Genomic DNA, 14538 nt, shown 5'->3' with positions numbered 1-14538 from the left:
ATGTTGCTGACCAGGTTCATCAAGGCACAGCTGCTGGTCTTCGCCGCCGTGACCATCATCGCGCTGGTGGTGCTCTCGCTGTTCTACTTGCGGTTGCCCACCGCCGCCGGCATCGGGATGTACCGCCTGTACGCGGATCTGCCGAACTCGGCGGGCCTGTACGAGACGGCCAACGTCACTTACCGGGGCACCACGATCGGCAAGGTGCGCGACGTGCAACCGACCCCGACCGGCGCCCGGGTGACCATGGACATCGACGACGACGCCAAGGTTCCCCTGGACGCGTCGGCCAATGTGCATTCGGTGTCCGCGGTCGGCGAGCAGTTCCTGGACCTGGTGTCGGAGAAGGACGAAGGCAAGTACTTCAGCTCCGGGCAGACCATCACCAAGGGGTCCGTGCCCGCCGAGGTCGGCCCGGCGCTGGACGCCGCCGAGCGCGGCCTGGCCGCGCTGCCCAAGGAGAAGATCGGCCAGCTGCTCGACGAGACCGCCAAAGCCGTTGGCGGACTGGGGCCCGCCCTGCAACGGGTGGTGGACTCCACCCAGGCGCTGGCCGGTGACTTCAAGGACAACCTGCCCTCGGTGAACGACATCGTCGAGCACTCCGGGCCGATCATCGACAGCCAGGTGACCTCCGGGGACGCCATCAACCAGTGGGCGGCCAACCTCAACACCATCGCCGCGCAGACCGCCGAACAGGACGGCGCCCTGCGCAGCGGCCTGCAGCAGGCCGCGCCGACGGCCGATCAGCTCAACGCCGTGTTCGGTGATGTGCGCGACGCGCTGCCGCAGACCCTGGCCAACCTTGAGGTCGTCATCGACATGCTCAAGCGGTACAACAAGAACGTCGAGCAGGTGTTGGTGGTGCTGCCCCAGGGCGCGTCCATCGCCCAGACGGCGACGATCTTCGCTCCCAAGGGCCTGCTGCACTTCGGCCTGGGCATCAACTCGCCGCCGCCGTGCCTCACCGGGTTCCTGCCGGCGTCGCAGTGGCGGTCACCGGCCGACACCACCACCCAGCCGATCCCGTCGGGTCTCTACTGCAAGATCCCCAAGGACGCGCCCAACGCGGTCCGCGGTGCCCGCAACTACCCGTGCGCCGACGTCCCGGGTAAGCGGGCGGCCACCCCGGCCGAATGCCGCGGCAACGAGCCGTACGTACCGCTGGGCACCAACCCCTGGTACGGCGATCCCAACCAGGTCGTGGACTGCCCGGCCCCGGCCGCACGCTGCACCCATCCGGTCGAGCCCGGCCGGGTGATCCCGGCACCGTCGATCAACAACGGGCTCAACCCGCTCGGCGCCAGCCAGCTGCCGCCACCGGAGTCCACCGCGCCGACCAGTGACCCGCTCACCCCGCCCGGCCAGGGCACCGTCACCTGCAGTGGACAGCAACCCAACCCGTGCATCTACACTCCGGCAGCAGGCCCCTCCGCGGTGTACAGCCCCCAGAGCGGTGAGGTGGTCGGCCCCGACGGTGTCAAGTACGCCGTCAACAACTCGATGAAGCCAGGAGATAGCGGATGGAAGGAGATGCTGGCACCAGCCGGCTGAACCCCACCCCGGACGCCGAGCAATCGGACGACTCAGAAGAACCCATAACGCACACTCCCGAGGATCAGCCCGAGCCGGCGGTCCCGGCCGGCGCGGCTCGGCCGGAACGGCTCGGCGTGGGCTGGGTGGCCGCCATCTGCGCCGGCCTGCTGGTCCTGACCGCCGGGCTGGCCGTGCTCGGCTACCTGGCGGTGCAGGCCAATGCCCGCAGCGCCCAGATCGGGCGCGACGACGCCGTCGCCCTGCAGGCGGCCAAGGACTGCGTGACCGCGACCCAGGCCCCGGACACTGCGTCGATGGGCGCCAGCCAGGCCAAGATCATCGCGTGCTCGACCGGTGACTTCGGCGCCCAGGCCGGCTTCTTCAGCGGCATGATGGTCGAGGCGTACCAGGCGGCCAACGTGACGGTGCAGGTGTCGGATCTGCGTGCCGCCGTGGAACGGCACAACGACGACGGATCGGTCGACATCCTGGTGGCCGTGCGCACCAAGGTGACCAACTCGCAAGCCGCCGACCAGGAACAGGGTTACCGCCTGCGGGTGACGATGCAACGCGACGAGGGCACCTACAAGATCGCCAACCTCGTCCAGGTGACGACGTGACGGCGGTGCTGGACGTGAACTCAGACGTGAACCCGGATGCGGACGTGGCGGCGCCGGACGGCGCGGTCGTCGAGGTGCCGGTGGCGTCCTGGGCCGCGCGGGCCGGGGCGCTGGCCGTCGACGTGCTGTTCGGGGTGGCCGCCGCCGCGGTGATGGCGCTGCTGGCCTGGATGTCGCCGTGGCAGGGCTGGCAGTGGTGGCTGTACGTGGTCGTGCTGGTGCTGTTCGGCGGGGCGGTCCTGGTGAACCGCTGGCTGCTACCGGCCTGGACGGGCTGGACACTGGGCCGGGCGGTCGCCGGCATCCGGGTGGTCGGGCGCACCGGCGCCCGGGTGGGCGTCCTCCGGTTGATGGCGCGCGATATCGCCCATCTGCTCGACACGACCGCGCTGTTCGTCGGGTGGCTGTGGCCGCTGTGGGACCGGCGCGGCCGGACCTTCGCGGACCTGTTGCTGCGCACCGAGGTTCATCGGGTCGACGCGCCGCAACGCGATCTGCGCAGGCCGGCGGCGGTGGGTATGGTGGCCACCGTCGTGGTCTGCGGTGCCGGTGCCGCACTGGGATACGGCGCGGTGTACCGGCACGACCGCGCGGTGGACCGGGCCAGAGCCGAGATCTCGCAGCAGGGCCCGCGCATCGTCGAACAGATGCTCAGCTACAGCCCGCAGACCGTCAAGGACGATTTCGCCGAGGCGCAGACGCTGGCGACCGACAGTTATCGGCCTCAGCTTGTCGCCCAACAGAATTCGGTGCAGAAAGCACCGATCGTGGACAACGAGTACTGGACCGTCAACAGTGCGGTCACCGAGGTGGCGCCCACGACGGCCACCATGTTGATGGCCATGCAGGGACAGCGCGGTGCCGACCCGGCCGCCATGAAATTCATCACCGCGACGGTGCAGGTCGATTTCGTCGAGGCCGGTGGGCAGTGGCGCGTGCAGAACCTCACGGTGATCACCCGCCCGCAACCGGGCGGAGGGCCCCGATGAGCCCCCGCCGCCAGGTCGATCCCGGCACGCCCGAACTCTTTGTGACCGTGCGCAACCCACCGAGGCGATGGGGCCTGCCGCTGGTCGGCGGTGTCTGCGCGGTGGTGCTGGCCGCCATCATCGGGGCGTGCACGATCATGGCGATGGCGCACGAATCGGACCGTCGCACCGAGCGCCGGGATGCCTCCGCGTTGGCCTACGTCCGCGACTTCATGACCGTCTACACCACCATGGACCCGTTCCACGCCAACGACTACGCCGACCGGATCAAGGCGCAGGGCACCGGCGAATTCGTCAAGCAGTTCACCGAGAAGCAGAACGAGATCGTCATCCAGGTGGCCCGCGCCGAGCCGACGACCGGTACCGTGCTGGCTGCGGGCGTGCAGCGCTGGAACGACAACGGCAGCGCCGACGTCCTGGTCGCGACGAAGATGACCTCCAAGACACCCGACGGGAAGCAGACCATCGAGACCGGGAGCCGTTGGCTGGCAACGACTATTCAGGAAGGGCGCCAGTGGAAGATCAGCCGGCTGATCCAGGTGATCTGACCACCGGGTCCAGCGACGAGCAGACCGAGGCCCAGCCGACCGGGAAGGCGGCGCGGGCCGGCGGGAACAAGCTCGTGGCCGCCCCAGCCGAGCCGGAAACCGAGCCCGGAGCCGAGCCGGGAGCCGAGCCTGAGGTCGCGGCGGCCGATCCCGTGCTGGTGCCGCACCGCACGGCAAGCCGGGCCTTGAAGACCGCGGCCGTGGTCGCGGCCCTGCTGTTCGTCGCGGCCGGTGCCTTCGCCGGCGCCACGGCACAGCAGTACCTGTCCGACCGGGCGCTGGTGCACACCAAGCTGGAGATCGCCCGCACCGCGACCAATGCCATCACGACGCTGTGGACGTACACGCCCGAAGACATGGAGTCCCTGCCCGACCGGGCCGAGAAGTACCTCGGCGGCGACTTCGCCGCCCAGTACCGCCAGTACATCGACGCGATCGTCGCGCCGAACAAGCAGGCCCAGGTCTCCAACAGCACCCAGGTGCTCGGCGCGGCCATCGAGACGATCAGCCCCGGCCAGGCGACCGCGCTGGTGTACACCAATTCGGTGGCGACCAGCCCGGTCACCAAGAACATCCCGTCACTGCGGTATTTGTCCTACCGGCTGACGCTGGAGCGACGAAACTCCACCTGGCTGATCACCGAGATGACGCCGGTCACCTCACTGGATCTCACCCCGCGGCTGTAGGCGCGCGATGCGCTCCCCGGTGTCCCGGCGGTCGACCGTGACGGCCCTGCTGCTGTTGACCTTCGCCACCGGCGTGGTGGACGCGGTGAGCGTGCTGGTGCTCGGCCACGTCTTCGTGGCCAACATGACGGGCAACGTGATCTTCCTGGGTTTCTGGTTCGTCCCGGGGTCGGGGGTGGACCTCACCGCAGCGGCCGTCGCGTTCCCCGGTTTCGTCGCCGGAACGGTGCTCGGTGGACGGCTGGCGCGGCATCTCGATGCGCGGGTGCGCCGATGGCTGGTGGTGACGCTGGTTGTCGAAGCGGCGATCATCGCGACCATGGCCGTGCTCGCCGGAGCCGGCGTGCTCGACTACCGCGACGACAGCAAGCTGATTTTGATCGCCGGTCTCGCGGTGAGCTTCGGCTGTCAGAACGCCACCGCACGGCAGTTCGGTATCCAGGAGTTGAGCACCACGGTGCTCACCTCCACCATCGTCGGGATCGGGTTCGACAGCCGGTTGGCCGGCGGCACGGGGCAGGGCGAGAGGCTGCGCTATACCGTCGTACTCACCATGTGCGGCGGCGCGGTGCTCGGGGCGACGTTGAGCCGATACACCGTCGCCCCGGTGATCGGTCTGGCTGCCGCGATCGTCGCGGTTTCGGCGGCCATCTTCGCGTTCGGACCCGGGAATGCCGATTAGCGCGACCGTCGTGGTGGCCGGGCCGGTGGCGGCTGTCAGCACCGAGCAGTGGCGAAAGCGGATGCAGGTCAATAAGATCGGCCAGCTGTCCGGGACCAGGGCGGTGCTGCCGCGCCCGCGCGGATCGCGCGGGCGGGTGGTGGTCACCCCCAGCGCCGACAGCCGGCGCTTCAGCCCACGGCGATGCGTGCGAATGTCGGCCGCCCGTGGTCGACGACGGGCGGCCGTACTGACTCCGGGACAACGCGAACGGCATACCCGGCACCGTTGCTGAAATGCGCAAGGCGGTGTCGATTTCGCAGCGCCGCGGTCCGACCGGCGGCGCTCGTCCAGGTGGTGCACACGGCTCTGACCTCGTGACGGCCCCGCCCGCGCTGCCTCGTCGGTGTCGGCACCGAGGGTCCCGGCGACATCGATGGCGGATACCCCCTCTTCTTTGCGGGACCGGATCGTGCGGCAGTCCTGACCAAAACCCAACGCGCACAAGCCTTCGACGTGGCCGAGAGTTTCCCCGCAAAACCATGGAGGGGGTGTGATCCGGGTGTTACCGTCCTGTGCATCGGCTGGCAGGCTACGGGGAGGCGTGTGCGTCATGGGGAATCATCGCGCGGTGACGGAGCGGACGAGACGGCTCGCGGTGGTGGGGGCGGCGACCGTCACCGCCACGGCGCTGACGGTCGGGGCGGCCGCACCACAGCCGCTGCAGCCACGTCCCGAGCTGCGCCTGGTCCACGACCAGCCACTGCACCTCGCGGCGTCCACGAGTTTGTTCCCGCCGCCCGGGGTGTTGTCGGATATCACTGGCGGACTGGGTAATTCGGCGTACAACGCGGCCCAGGACCTGTACGCCGCCATCGCGAACGCGCTGGTGAACCGGGTGAGCGTCCCCGCACTGACCGGCGGACTGAACATCAACATCAGCGACATCCTCGACAAGATCCCGCTGGACCTGCTCGACCAGGTACTGGGCGCGGTCAAAATCAATCTCGGCTCGCTGCTCGACGGCGCGCTCGGGTCGGTGGTCTCCGGGGCGCTCATCCCGGTGCTTGATGCGATCGGCCTCACCGATTCCTCGGGCAACGTGACCTTGAGCGCCCTGCTCGGGCTGCTCGGCCTGGACCTGTCCAACATCGTCGACCTGGCCAACCTTGACATCCCCGGCGTCAACGTCATCACCCCCGGGCCGGCCTTCGGTCTGCTGAAGATGCTCGGCGTGGACATCGGCTGGACCCCGGGAACCCCGAATGCCGTTGCCCAGGCCATCAATTCGACACCCTATCTGGATATCAGCGGCGACGGTCTGCTGGATATCGTGTTCGAGCGGGCCAGCGACGTCATCGACGGTCTCGGGCCCATCCTCGGCGCGCCGCTGCAACTGCTGGTGAACACCCTGCACGCGGTCACCGATGCGCTGCCGCTGGAACTGCTCAACATCACCGACGTGCGGATCCCCATCGTGGCCGGAATCGGGTTGGGCGCCTTCGCCACCGGGGCGGCCTACCCCAAGATCCTGGCCGAGTTGGCCAAGCAGCCCGGCGGCACGCAGTCCGGTGACCATCCGCTGGTCGGCAATTTCACCGTGCTGCCGATGGTGCTGCTGAACAACCTGGGCCGGGCGAACGGCGGTATGTTCTCGCGCTTCTACCCGCTCGGTGACCTGCTCGGCATCGACCTGTTGGCCCCGGATACCGCGGCCACCCACAGCGGCGGACTGCCCCTGCTCAACACCGGTCTGGCCGTCGGCGGCGCCAATGTGCTGCCGGTGAAGATCGATGCGACCGTCCAGTACCAGCCGTTCTCCGACTTCGCTGCCTGGCCGAATCCCTTCACGCTGGCCAACAACCTGATGGCCGGCACCGTGGGTGCCAGCTACATTCTGCGCGGCTTGACGCTGGACACCGTCCTGGAACAGGTCGGCGATGCGGTGGGCGATGTGGTGGGCAACATCACCGCCGGAAACCCCTTGGCGCTCAACATCTATCTCACCCTGCCCGCCGCGACGCTGCCGCTGCTGGAACCGCTGTACCTGACCGGGGACGTGCTCAACGCGGTGAGCTTCGGCACGCTGGGTACCTTCCCGATCCGGCTCGCGAACGCGCTGGCGCCCGCGCTGACCAGCTTGGTGAACCTGGGCTACACCGATGTGGTGCGCAATCCCGACGGGACGTACACCAGGACGCTGACCGACGCCGCCACCCCGACCCCGTTCTTCTCGTTCCCGCACGTGAACCCGGGACAGGTGGTCAACGATGTGATCAAGTCGCTGGTGAACGGTTTCCAGAAGGAGTTCTTCAGCGGTCACCCGACGGCGGCACCGCCCAACGTGATCGACGAACTGGTGAAGCTGGTCAAGGGCATCACCAGCGGCAGCCTGGCCAAGGAGCTGACCAAGGCGGCCACCGACGCAGCGAATGCCGGGTTGGCCGCCGCTGGACTGGATAAGGCCGACGCCCTGCCGACCGCCGGTGCCCAGACCGTGACGTTGGCGGCGACCACCGCCGACGAGGCCACCTCGACCGGTAAGCATGCGGCACCGGTTGGGACTCCCGTTCCCGAGGATTCGGGTAACGAGCCCCGGCATGCGGCGTCGGAGGACGCCACGGCGACCCCCGACACCGAGAAGTCCGACACCGAGAAGTCCGACACCGAGAAGTCCGACACCGAGACGGACACGGCCAAGACCGATACGGACGAGGCAGATACCGACAAGACCGATACGGACAAGACCGATACGGCCAAGACCGATACGGACAAGACCGAAACGGATAAGACCGACACCACCAAGAGCGGTACCGAGAAGTCCGATACCGCCAAGACCGACACCACCAAGGCCGGCACGCCCACGGCCCAGACGACGCCGAAACCCAAGGCCAAGAAGCAGGACCCGCTGAGCAACGCCGTTCGCGATATCACCCGGGCGCTGCACCCGAAGAAGAAGCCGGCCGCGGCCGATTCGGAGACCAAGGCCGGTGCCAGGTCGACCACGACGAAGAAGGCGGACGCCGGTTCGACGGGTGAGGCCGCCTGAACCCCGACGTCTTTCAGTTGAAGGCGAGCCAGGCCGGCAGCGCGCGTTCGCGCGAGTCGCACAGCACCTGATAGGTGTCACACGACCCCTTGGGCACGCCGGCGCCGGCCCACATGCCGCCGCTGTCGCGCCGCAGCACGATGGCCGACGACCCGCCACCGTCGAGCAGGATGGCGGTGTCACTGCCCAACCCGCGGAACAGGTCTTGGATCTGATCGGGAGTGTAGCTGCCGCCCTGGAAGACGTACATCTCGTCGCGCTGGCGTGCGTAGGCCAGCGCGGTGCGGGCGGCCGACGGGCCGGGGTCGTTCATCTGTCCGGTGTCACCGGGCGCCAGCAGGCCCAGACCGCTGACCGCGACGAAGCGGGTGCCCTTGTTCATCAGGTCGGTGACGACCGGCGTCGCGGCGTCGAAATCGTCGCCGGCACGGGGGCTTATCACGAAGGGGGCGCCCGAGACGGGCAGGATCATGGTGGACAGGGGTGTCCAGATCTCGTTGCCGCCGGACAACCCCTGCTTGCCCGCGTAGGCCAGGGTGCCCGTCACCGCTGCGTTGGCCTTGCCCTGCCCGCGGGTGTTGTCCACGTAGGCGCCCAGTGGCGAGCTGCAGCCCGTCGTCTTCCACGACCCGCCGCGTTGTCCGCGGATGTCGAAGAAGTTGGCGTTGACGGCAATGGTCGGGCGGCCCAACGCCTGCCACGCCGCGATGGGCGAATAGATTTCCGAGGCCTGCAGCAGTCCTTCGGCGGTGCGGGCACCGGGGGTGCGCTCGCAGCGTGATTGATAGCCGGTGTGTGAGTCCACCAGCAACCGTGGGGTCAGCCGCCCGGTGGCGCCCTTGATGATCATCAGGTGGCCGCCGTTGCTCATCTCGTACCACTGGCCGGCGGCGTTGAGCATCGGCGCCGGAAACCCTGGGCCGAAGTTGTAGACCAGATAGGAACCGCGGGTGTTGGCCACCGCGTTCGCCAATAGGGTGCGGCCGTCGGCCGCGGCGGCGACCGGAGCCCCGATGCCGGTGGCAACGGCCGAGGTGACCGTGAGCACCGCGATGCCGACGGCAAGGCGCAGGAAGCATGCGGCAACGCTCGGCACGGCGATCCCCTTCTGGCAAACTTTCGAGAAGCTCAGGATAATCACAGCTGACTCACTGTCAACTTTCGTCACGGCCTGATAACGCTTATGCCACAAGAGAATTGCCGGAAGGCGCGATGTGCGGCGAAGAATCGGATCTGTCCCCGGAACACGAGGACGCTGTTGCCTTCAGTATACCGGCGCGCGGCGGCCCTCATGAGCTCGTGATTTTTGCCCCATAATCGCTTCCCGCACGGGCGAAAGCGGCTGAATGGGGGAATGGTGCCGGCTTATACGTTGGATCTGGACACGGTCGACCTCGGCGCGCGGGCGCTGGTCGGCGGCAAGGCCGCCCGACTGGGCGAACTCGCGCGCAACGGGTTTGCGGTGCCACCCGGGTTCTGTGTGACGGTGCAGGCATTCGATCGGTTCGTCACCGCCGTCCCGTCGCACGCCGCCCTGCTGGAGCGGCTGTCCGGGCTGGACGCCGACGACCACGACGCCATCGGCGCGCTGAGCGCACAACTGCGTGCGACGCTCGAAAGGGCCGCCATGCCAGCCGAAATCGAGACGGCGATCCGCGGCGCCGTGACCCGGCTGGGTGTAGAGCGGCCCTGCGCGGTGCGCTCGAGTGCGACGGCCGAAGATCTGGCCACCGCATCGTTCGCCGGGCAGCAGGACTCCTACCTCGACGTGGTCGGGCACCGGGAGATCGTCGGCCACGTGAAGCGCTGCTGGGCCTCGCTGTTCACCGACCGGGTGATCGGCTACCGGTTGCGTAATCGGTTTGACCACAAGAAGATCCGGATGGCGGTGCTGGTGCAGCTGATGGTGCCCGCACAGGCCGCCGGTGTGCTGTTCACGGCCGATCCGGTATCGGGCAATCGCCGGGTGGCCACGGTGGAGGCCGTGTTCGGCCTCGGCGACGCCCTGGTTTCCGGCCGGGCCGACGCCGACCTGTACCGGGTACGCGACGCGACGGTCGAGACCGCCACCCTCGCGGCCGGACGGCCGGTGCTCACCGATGCCGACCTGCTCGGCCTGGTGCGGCTGGGCCGCCGCATCGAAGCACACTTCGGCCATCCTCAGGACATCGAATGGTGCCTGCTCGACGGCGATTTCCACGTCGTGCAGTCCCGGCCCATCACCACGCTGTTCCCCGTCCCCGAGGTCGACGACGAACGCACGCATGTCTTCGTCTCCGTGTGCCATCAGCAGATGATGACCGACGCGATGACCCCGCTGGGCCTGTCCGTGTGGCAGTTGACCACCCGGCGGCCGATGGCCGAGGCCGGGGGCCGGCTCTTCGTCGACGTGACGGACGCGCTGCAGGTGCCGGCGAGCCGCGCGGCGCTGGTCGAGGGCTTCCTCAGATCGGACCCGCTGACCGGCGGTGCCCTGCAGAGCATCGCCGAACGCGTGGGCGTCGTCGGCACGCAACCGGATCAGCCCGGCGAGCCGGGCGTGACCGAGCCGCCGACCGTCCCCGATCCGGCCACCGTCACCGGGCTGATCGAGCGGAGCCGGGCCGGCCTCGCGGCCCTCGAACGCGATATCGAACCGTTGTCGGGACCAGCACTCGTCGAGTTCATCATGGCGGATTTCGCGGAGCTGCAACGCATCCTGTTCGCACCGGAGAGCACCCAGGTGATCATGGCCGGGATGGACGCCGCCCACTGGCTCAACGACCACCTGCGGGACTGGCTGGGTGAGACGAACCCCGCCGACGTGCTCAGCCAGTCGGTGCCGCACAACGTGACATCGGAGATGGGGCTCGCGCTGCTCGACGTCGCCGACGCGATGCGGCCCCACTCGGATGTGGTGGCCTTACTGGCCGGCTGGCGCGACACCGACGGCGACGTGCTGGCCGCACTCGGCGACGTGCCGGGCGGGCGGCAGGCCCGGCGCGCCCTGCAGGACTTCCTGGGCAGGTACGGCATGCGGTGCACCGGCGAGATCGACATCACCAGGCCGCGGTGGAGTGAACAGCCGTCGGCCCTGGTGCCGACGATCCTGGCCAATATCGCGAACTTCGCACCGGGCGAGGCGCAACGGCGCCTGGAAACGGGCCGCCGCCAAGCCGAGGCGAAGAAGCGCGAACTGCTCGCCCGGTTGCGGGCGCTGCCGGACGGTACCGCCAAGGCCGCCGAGACCGAATCGATGATCGACCGGCTGCGCGCCTTTGCCGGCTACCGCGAATATCCCAAGTACGGCATGGTGTGCCGCTATTTCGTCTACAAGCGGGCCCTGCTGGGCGAGGCGCAGCGCCTCGTACAGGCCGGTGTCCTGCGCGCGCCCGACGACGCCTACTACCTCAGACTGCAGGAGTTGCATGAGGTCTGCCGCACCCACCGAGTGGACGATCGCCTCATCGAGGAACGCAAGGCGGCGCTGCGCAGCTATCAGCAGCTGCGGCCACCGCGGGTACTCACCTCCGACGGAGAAGCCGTCATCGGTGCCTACCAGCGGAGTGGCCTGCCGTCCGGTGCACTGCCGGGTCTTGCCGTGTCGGCCGGGACGGTGGAGGGACGCGCGCGCGTCGTGACGGACTTCGCCTCCGCTCGGCTGGCGGCCGGTGACATCTTGGTCACCGCATACACCGATCCCAGCTGGACGCCGCTGTTCGTCGGTATCGGCGGACTGGTGACCGAGGTGGGCGGGCTGATGACCCACGGCGCGGTGATCGCCAGGGAATACGGGCTGCCCGCCGTCGTGGGCGTCGAGGGCGCCACGACGCGGATCCGGGACGGACAACGGATCCGGGTGGCCGGCACCGAGGGTTACGTCGAGGTGCTGGCCTGACCGATCGCCGCTAGCGTCCCGGCGGCGCCAGCCGGTACACCGCGTCGGCGTAGTCGTCGGTGACATACACCGCACCGTCGGGTCCTACCACCGCCGAAACCGGTCGGCCCCAGCGGGTTCCGTCGGCGGACTGGAAACCGCCGACCAGGGTCTGGGCGGTGCCCAGTGTGGCGGACCGCCATGGCAGGAACGTCACCTCCGGGGCGCGCGGGGGCCGGCGGTTCCACGATCCGTGCACGCCGAGCAAGGCCCCGGTGGTGTAGGGGGCGGGCAGCGCGCCGTCGGTGAAACTCATGCCCAGCGGCGCGGCATGCGCACCGATGGTCTGCTCGACGGGCGGCAGCGCCGCGCAGTCCAGCGCACCGCCGTCCGCGTTGGTCTGGACATCGCGGACGAACGGGGCGCCGGCCGGTCCGCCGATCGGATGGCAGTACGGCCAGCCCAGTTCGCGGCCGGGCGTGAGGCGGGCGATGGCCTCCGGCGGGTTCTCCGCGACGTACTCCGCGTCGACCTGCCCGGTGGCCGGGTCGGCGATGTTGTCCCGGTTGTTCACCGCCGTCCAGATCGACCCGTCGGGCGCGGTTGCCAGGCCGGTGCCGTTGCGGACCCCGGTGGCGTACACCGCGGCCGGACCACCACCGGGCGGCACCCGCATGATGGTGGCGCGCGGCGGGCTGGCCGTACGGTCGTGGGCCGAGATGTTGCCGGTCGATCCGATCGAGAAGTACACGGCCCCATCGGGTCCCACGGTGACGCTCTTGAGGGCGTGCGAGTAGGCGCCGCGTAGATCGGGGCTGCGGGCGTCGGGCAGGCCGGTGGCGACCGGCCGTGGGTTGGTCGCCGAGCCGTCCCGGTAGTCGTAGGCGGTGACCCGGTCGCTCTCGGCGACCAACAGGGTGGCACCGGCGAAGGCCAGGCCGTGCGGTTGGGTGAGCCCCTCCAGCAGTGGCCTGCCCACGCCGCCGGCCACCGTGACGATCTGGCCGGTGCCGGGCAGCGATACCAGCAGCCGCCCGTCCGGTGCCCAGGCGGCCAGTCGGGCCTTGGGCACCCTGGCCCACACCGACATCGTCCATCCCGGCGGCACCAGTGCCTGCCGGGCGGTGTCGAAGGGCCGCTGGTCCAGGCCGGCGGGGACGGTGACGGTCACGGGTACCAGGCCGGCCGGTGCGGCGGCGGGGGCGGTCGGGCTGCCCGGCACCGGTGCACCGCCACCTGACCGGCCCTCGCCGCAGCCGGTCAGCAGCCCCGCTACGGCGAGGCTGCACAACAGCTTTCGGCTATGCCGCCAACCCGGCATGCATCTCCCAGACCAGGATCTCGGCGTCGGTGGTGGCGGTGACGCGTTGTCCGCCGGTGGCCGTCAACCGCGCGGCGTCGCCCTCCTGCAGGCCGCCCGCACCTTCCAGGACCACCTCGCCCCGCGGCACGAACAGGTGCAGGTACTGCGCCTCGGGCAGCTGCACCGAGTCACCGGGTTGCAGCCGGGCCCCGTGCAGGGCGGCGAACCGGTTGGCGATGCTGATGGCGGTGTTGTTGCGGTGCTCGGGCATCCCGGAGGCGATGGTCACCAGCCCGCCGCGCAGCAGTTCGTCGTCGATTTCCAGCTGCTGGTAGCCGGGGGTGATGCCGGCCTGGTCGGGCAGCACCCACATCTGTACGAAATGCACCGGCTCCGAATGGGTCTCGCCACCGGTCAGGTTCCAGGAGTCGTTCTTCTCCGAGTGCAGGATGCCGCGCCCGGCCGACATGCGCTGAGCCAGGCCGGGATAGATGACGCCGGAGTGGCCGGTGGAATCCTGGTGCACCAGCGACCCGCGCAGCACCCAGGTGACGATTTCCATGTCCCGGTGCGGGTGCGTCTCGAACCCGGCGCCGGGCTTGACGATGTCGTCGTTGTTGACCAGCAGGAGACCGTGATGCGTGTTGGCGGGGTCGTAGTGGTCGCTGAACGAGAACGAGTGCTTGGAGTCCAGCCACGAGATCTTGGTGGCCGCCCGGTCACCGGCGCGGCGGATGTCGATGGTTGCGGTGCTGCTCATGGTTCTCCTTGCGATTCGATGCCAGCCTAGGTGCCGGTACTGGACACCACAACATAGATGATGTGTCATGTATTCCGTGTGGCTGAACGAGGACCAGCAGCGCGTCTGGCGCGACTACCTGACCATGACCTCCCGGCTGCAGGCCGCGATGAACCGGCAGCTGCAAGCCGACTGCGGGCTGTCGCTGGCCGACTACGAGGTACTGGTCGCGCTGGAGGAACGCCCGGGCTGCCGGATGAACGAGCTCGGTGAGCGGCTCGGCTGGGAGCAGAGCCGGGTGTCGCATCAGCTGCGCCGGATGACCGACCGGGCCCTGGTGGCCCGGCACGGGGCTGCGGGTGACCGCCGTGGGGTGACGGTGGAGATCACCGCCACCGGCCGCCAGGCCCTGGCCGCCGCGGCGCCCGGACACGTCGCCCTGGTACGCGAGGTGCTGTTCGACGGGATGAGTGCGGGGCAGACCGCGGCGGTCGGGCGGTGGCTGGCCCGCGCACTGGACCGTCTCGATGGGGCAGATGGGGCAGACTGAG

The 14538-nt window shown here is 69.3% G+C and carries 12 protein-coding genes; 9 read left to right on the top strand and 3 right to left on the bottom strand.

Features of this window, described 5'->3' with window-relative positions; all coding sequences use genetic code 11:
• Positions 1 to 3: 3 nt before the first annotated feature.
• The 7 genes from AWB94_RS10340 (at position 4) to AWB94_RS10310 (ending at position 8089) form a co-directional block, all read left to right on the top strand.
• Positions 4 to 1554: an MlaD family protein gene (locus AWB94_RS10340; protein ID WP_062660484.1), complete on the top strand. Its 1551-nt coding sequence runs from the start codon at positions 4 to 6 to the stop codon at positions 1552 to 1554.
• Positions 1524 to 2156 (top strand): Rv1363c family protein, encoded by a 633-nt coding sequence (locus AWB94_RS10335; RefSeq protein WP_062660386.1) that lies wholly within the window; start codon positions 1524 to 1526, stop codon positions 2154 to 2156. Before AWB94_RS10340 ends, AWB94_RS10335 begins: the two co-directional genes overlap by 31 nt.
• Entirely contained in the window at positions 2153 to 3145 is a 993-nt protein-coding gene (locus AWB94_RS10330; protein WP_062660385.1) for an RDD family protein, read from the top strand. Before AWB94_RS10335 ends, AWB94_RS10330 begins: the two co-directional genes overlap by 4 nt.
• Positions 3142 to 3693 (top strand): Rv1363c family protein, encoded by a 552-nt coding sequence (locus AWB94_RS10325; protein ID WP_062660384.1) that lies wholly within the window; start codon positions 3142 to 3144, stop codon positions 3691 to 3693. Before AWB94_RS10330 ends, AWB94_RS10325 begins: the two co-directional genes overlap by 4 nt.
• Positions 3660 to 4379, top strand: a complete 720-nt coding sequence (locus tag AWB94_RS10320; RefSeq protein ID WP_062660383.1) for a hypothetical protein — start codon at positions 3660 to 3662, stop codon at positions 4377 to 4379. The genes AWB94_RS10325 and AWB94_RS10320 overlap by 34 nt, the downstream gene beginning before the upstream one ends.
• Positions 4380 to 4386: 7 nt before the next feature.
• Positions 4387 to 5061 carry a YoaK family protein gene (locus tag AWB94_RS10315; RefSeq protein WP_062660382.1) on the top strand — a complete coding sequence of 225 codons (675 nt, stop codon included), beginning with the start codon at positions 4387 to 4389 and terminating at the stop codon, positions 5059 to 5061.
• A gap of 610 nt (positions 5062 to 5671) precedes the next feature.
• Positions 5672 to 8089 carry an alpha/beta hydrolase family protein gene (locus tag AWB94_RS10310; RefSeq protein WP_133058217.1) on the top strand — a complete coding sequence of 806 codons (2418 nt, stop codon included), beginning with the start codon at positions 5672 to 5674 and terminating at the stop codon, positions 8087 to 8089.
• 13 nt (positions 8090 to 8102) lie between these two features.
• Here AWB94_RS10310 and AWB94_RS10305 read toward each other — a convergent pair whose 3' ends face one another.
• The gene (locus tag AWB94_RS10305) at positions 8103 to 9191 is read right to left on the bottom strand and encodes a phosphodiester glycosidase family protein (protein WP_084395572.1); all 1089 of its coding nucleotides are present in this window, start codon (positions 9189 to 9191) and stop codon (positions 8103 to 8105) included.
• Positions 9192 to 9446: 255 nt separating this feature from the next.
• Between AWB94_RS10305 and AWB94_RS10300 the strand changes: the two genes are divergently transcribed.
• On the top strand, positions 9447 to 11966 hold the full coding sequence (locus tag AWB94_RS10300; RefSeq protein WP_234811683.1) for a phosphoenolpyruvate synthase: 2520 nt from the start codon (positions 9447 to 9449) through the stop codon (positions 11964 to 11966).
• A gap of 10 nt (positions 11967 to 11976) precedes the next feature.
• Here AWB94_RS10300 and AWB94_RS10295 read toward each other — a convergent pair whose 3' ends face one another.
• The gene (locus AWB94_RS10295) at positions 11977 to 13266 is read right to left on the bottom strand and encodes a PQQ-dependent sugar dehydrogenase (RefSeq protein ID WP_201029647.1); all 1290 of its coding nucleotides are present in this window, start codon (positions 13264 to 13266) and stop codon (positions 11977 to 11979) included.
• Entirely contained in the window at positions 13247 to 14008 is a 762-nt protein-coding gene (locus tag AWB94_RS10290; protein ID WP_062660378.1) for a pirin family protein, read from the bottom strand. Before AWB94_RS10290 ends, AWB94_RS10295 begins: the two co-directional genes overlap by 20 nt.
• A gap of 67 nt (positions 14009 to 14075) precedes the next feature.
• Here AWB94_RS10290 and AWB94_RS10285 point away from each other — a divergent pair, with 67 nt between their 5' ends.
• Positions 14076 to 14537 (top strand): MarR family winged helix-turn-helix transcriptional regulator, encoded by a 462-nt coding sequence (locus tag AWB94_RS10285; RefSeq protein ID WP_062660377.1) that lies wholly within the window; start codon positions 14076 to 14078, stop codon positions 14535 to 14537.
• The last annotated feature ends 1 nt before the right edge of the window (position 14538 follow it).

The sequence above is a fragment of the Mycolicibacterium canariasense genome (genome assembly GCF_002101555.1).
Classification (GTDB): Bacteria; Actinomycetota; Actinomycetes; order Mycobacteriales; family Mycobacteriaceae; genus Mycobacterium; species Mycobacterium canariasense.
The sequence above is the reverse complement of the archived record's forward strand: the minus strand, read 5'-3'. Positions and strand labels throughout refer to the sequence as shown.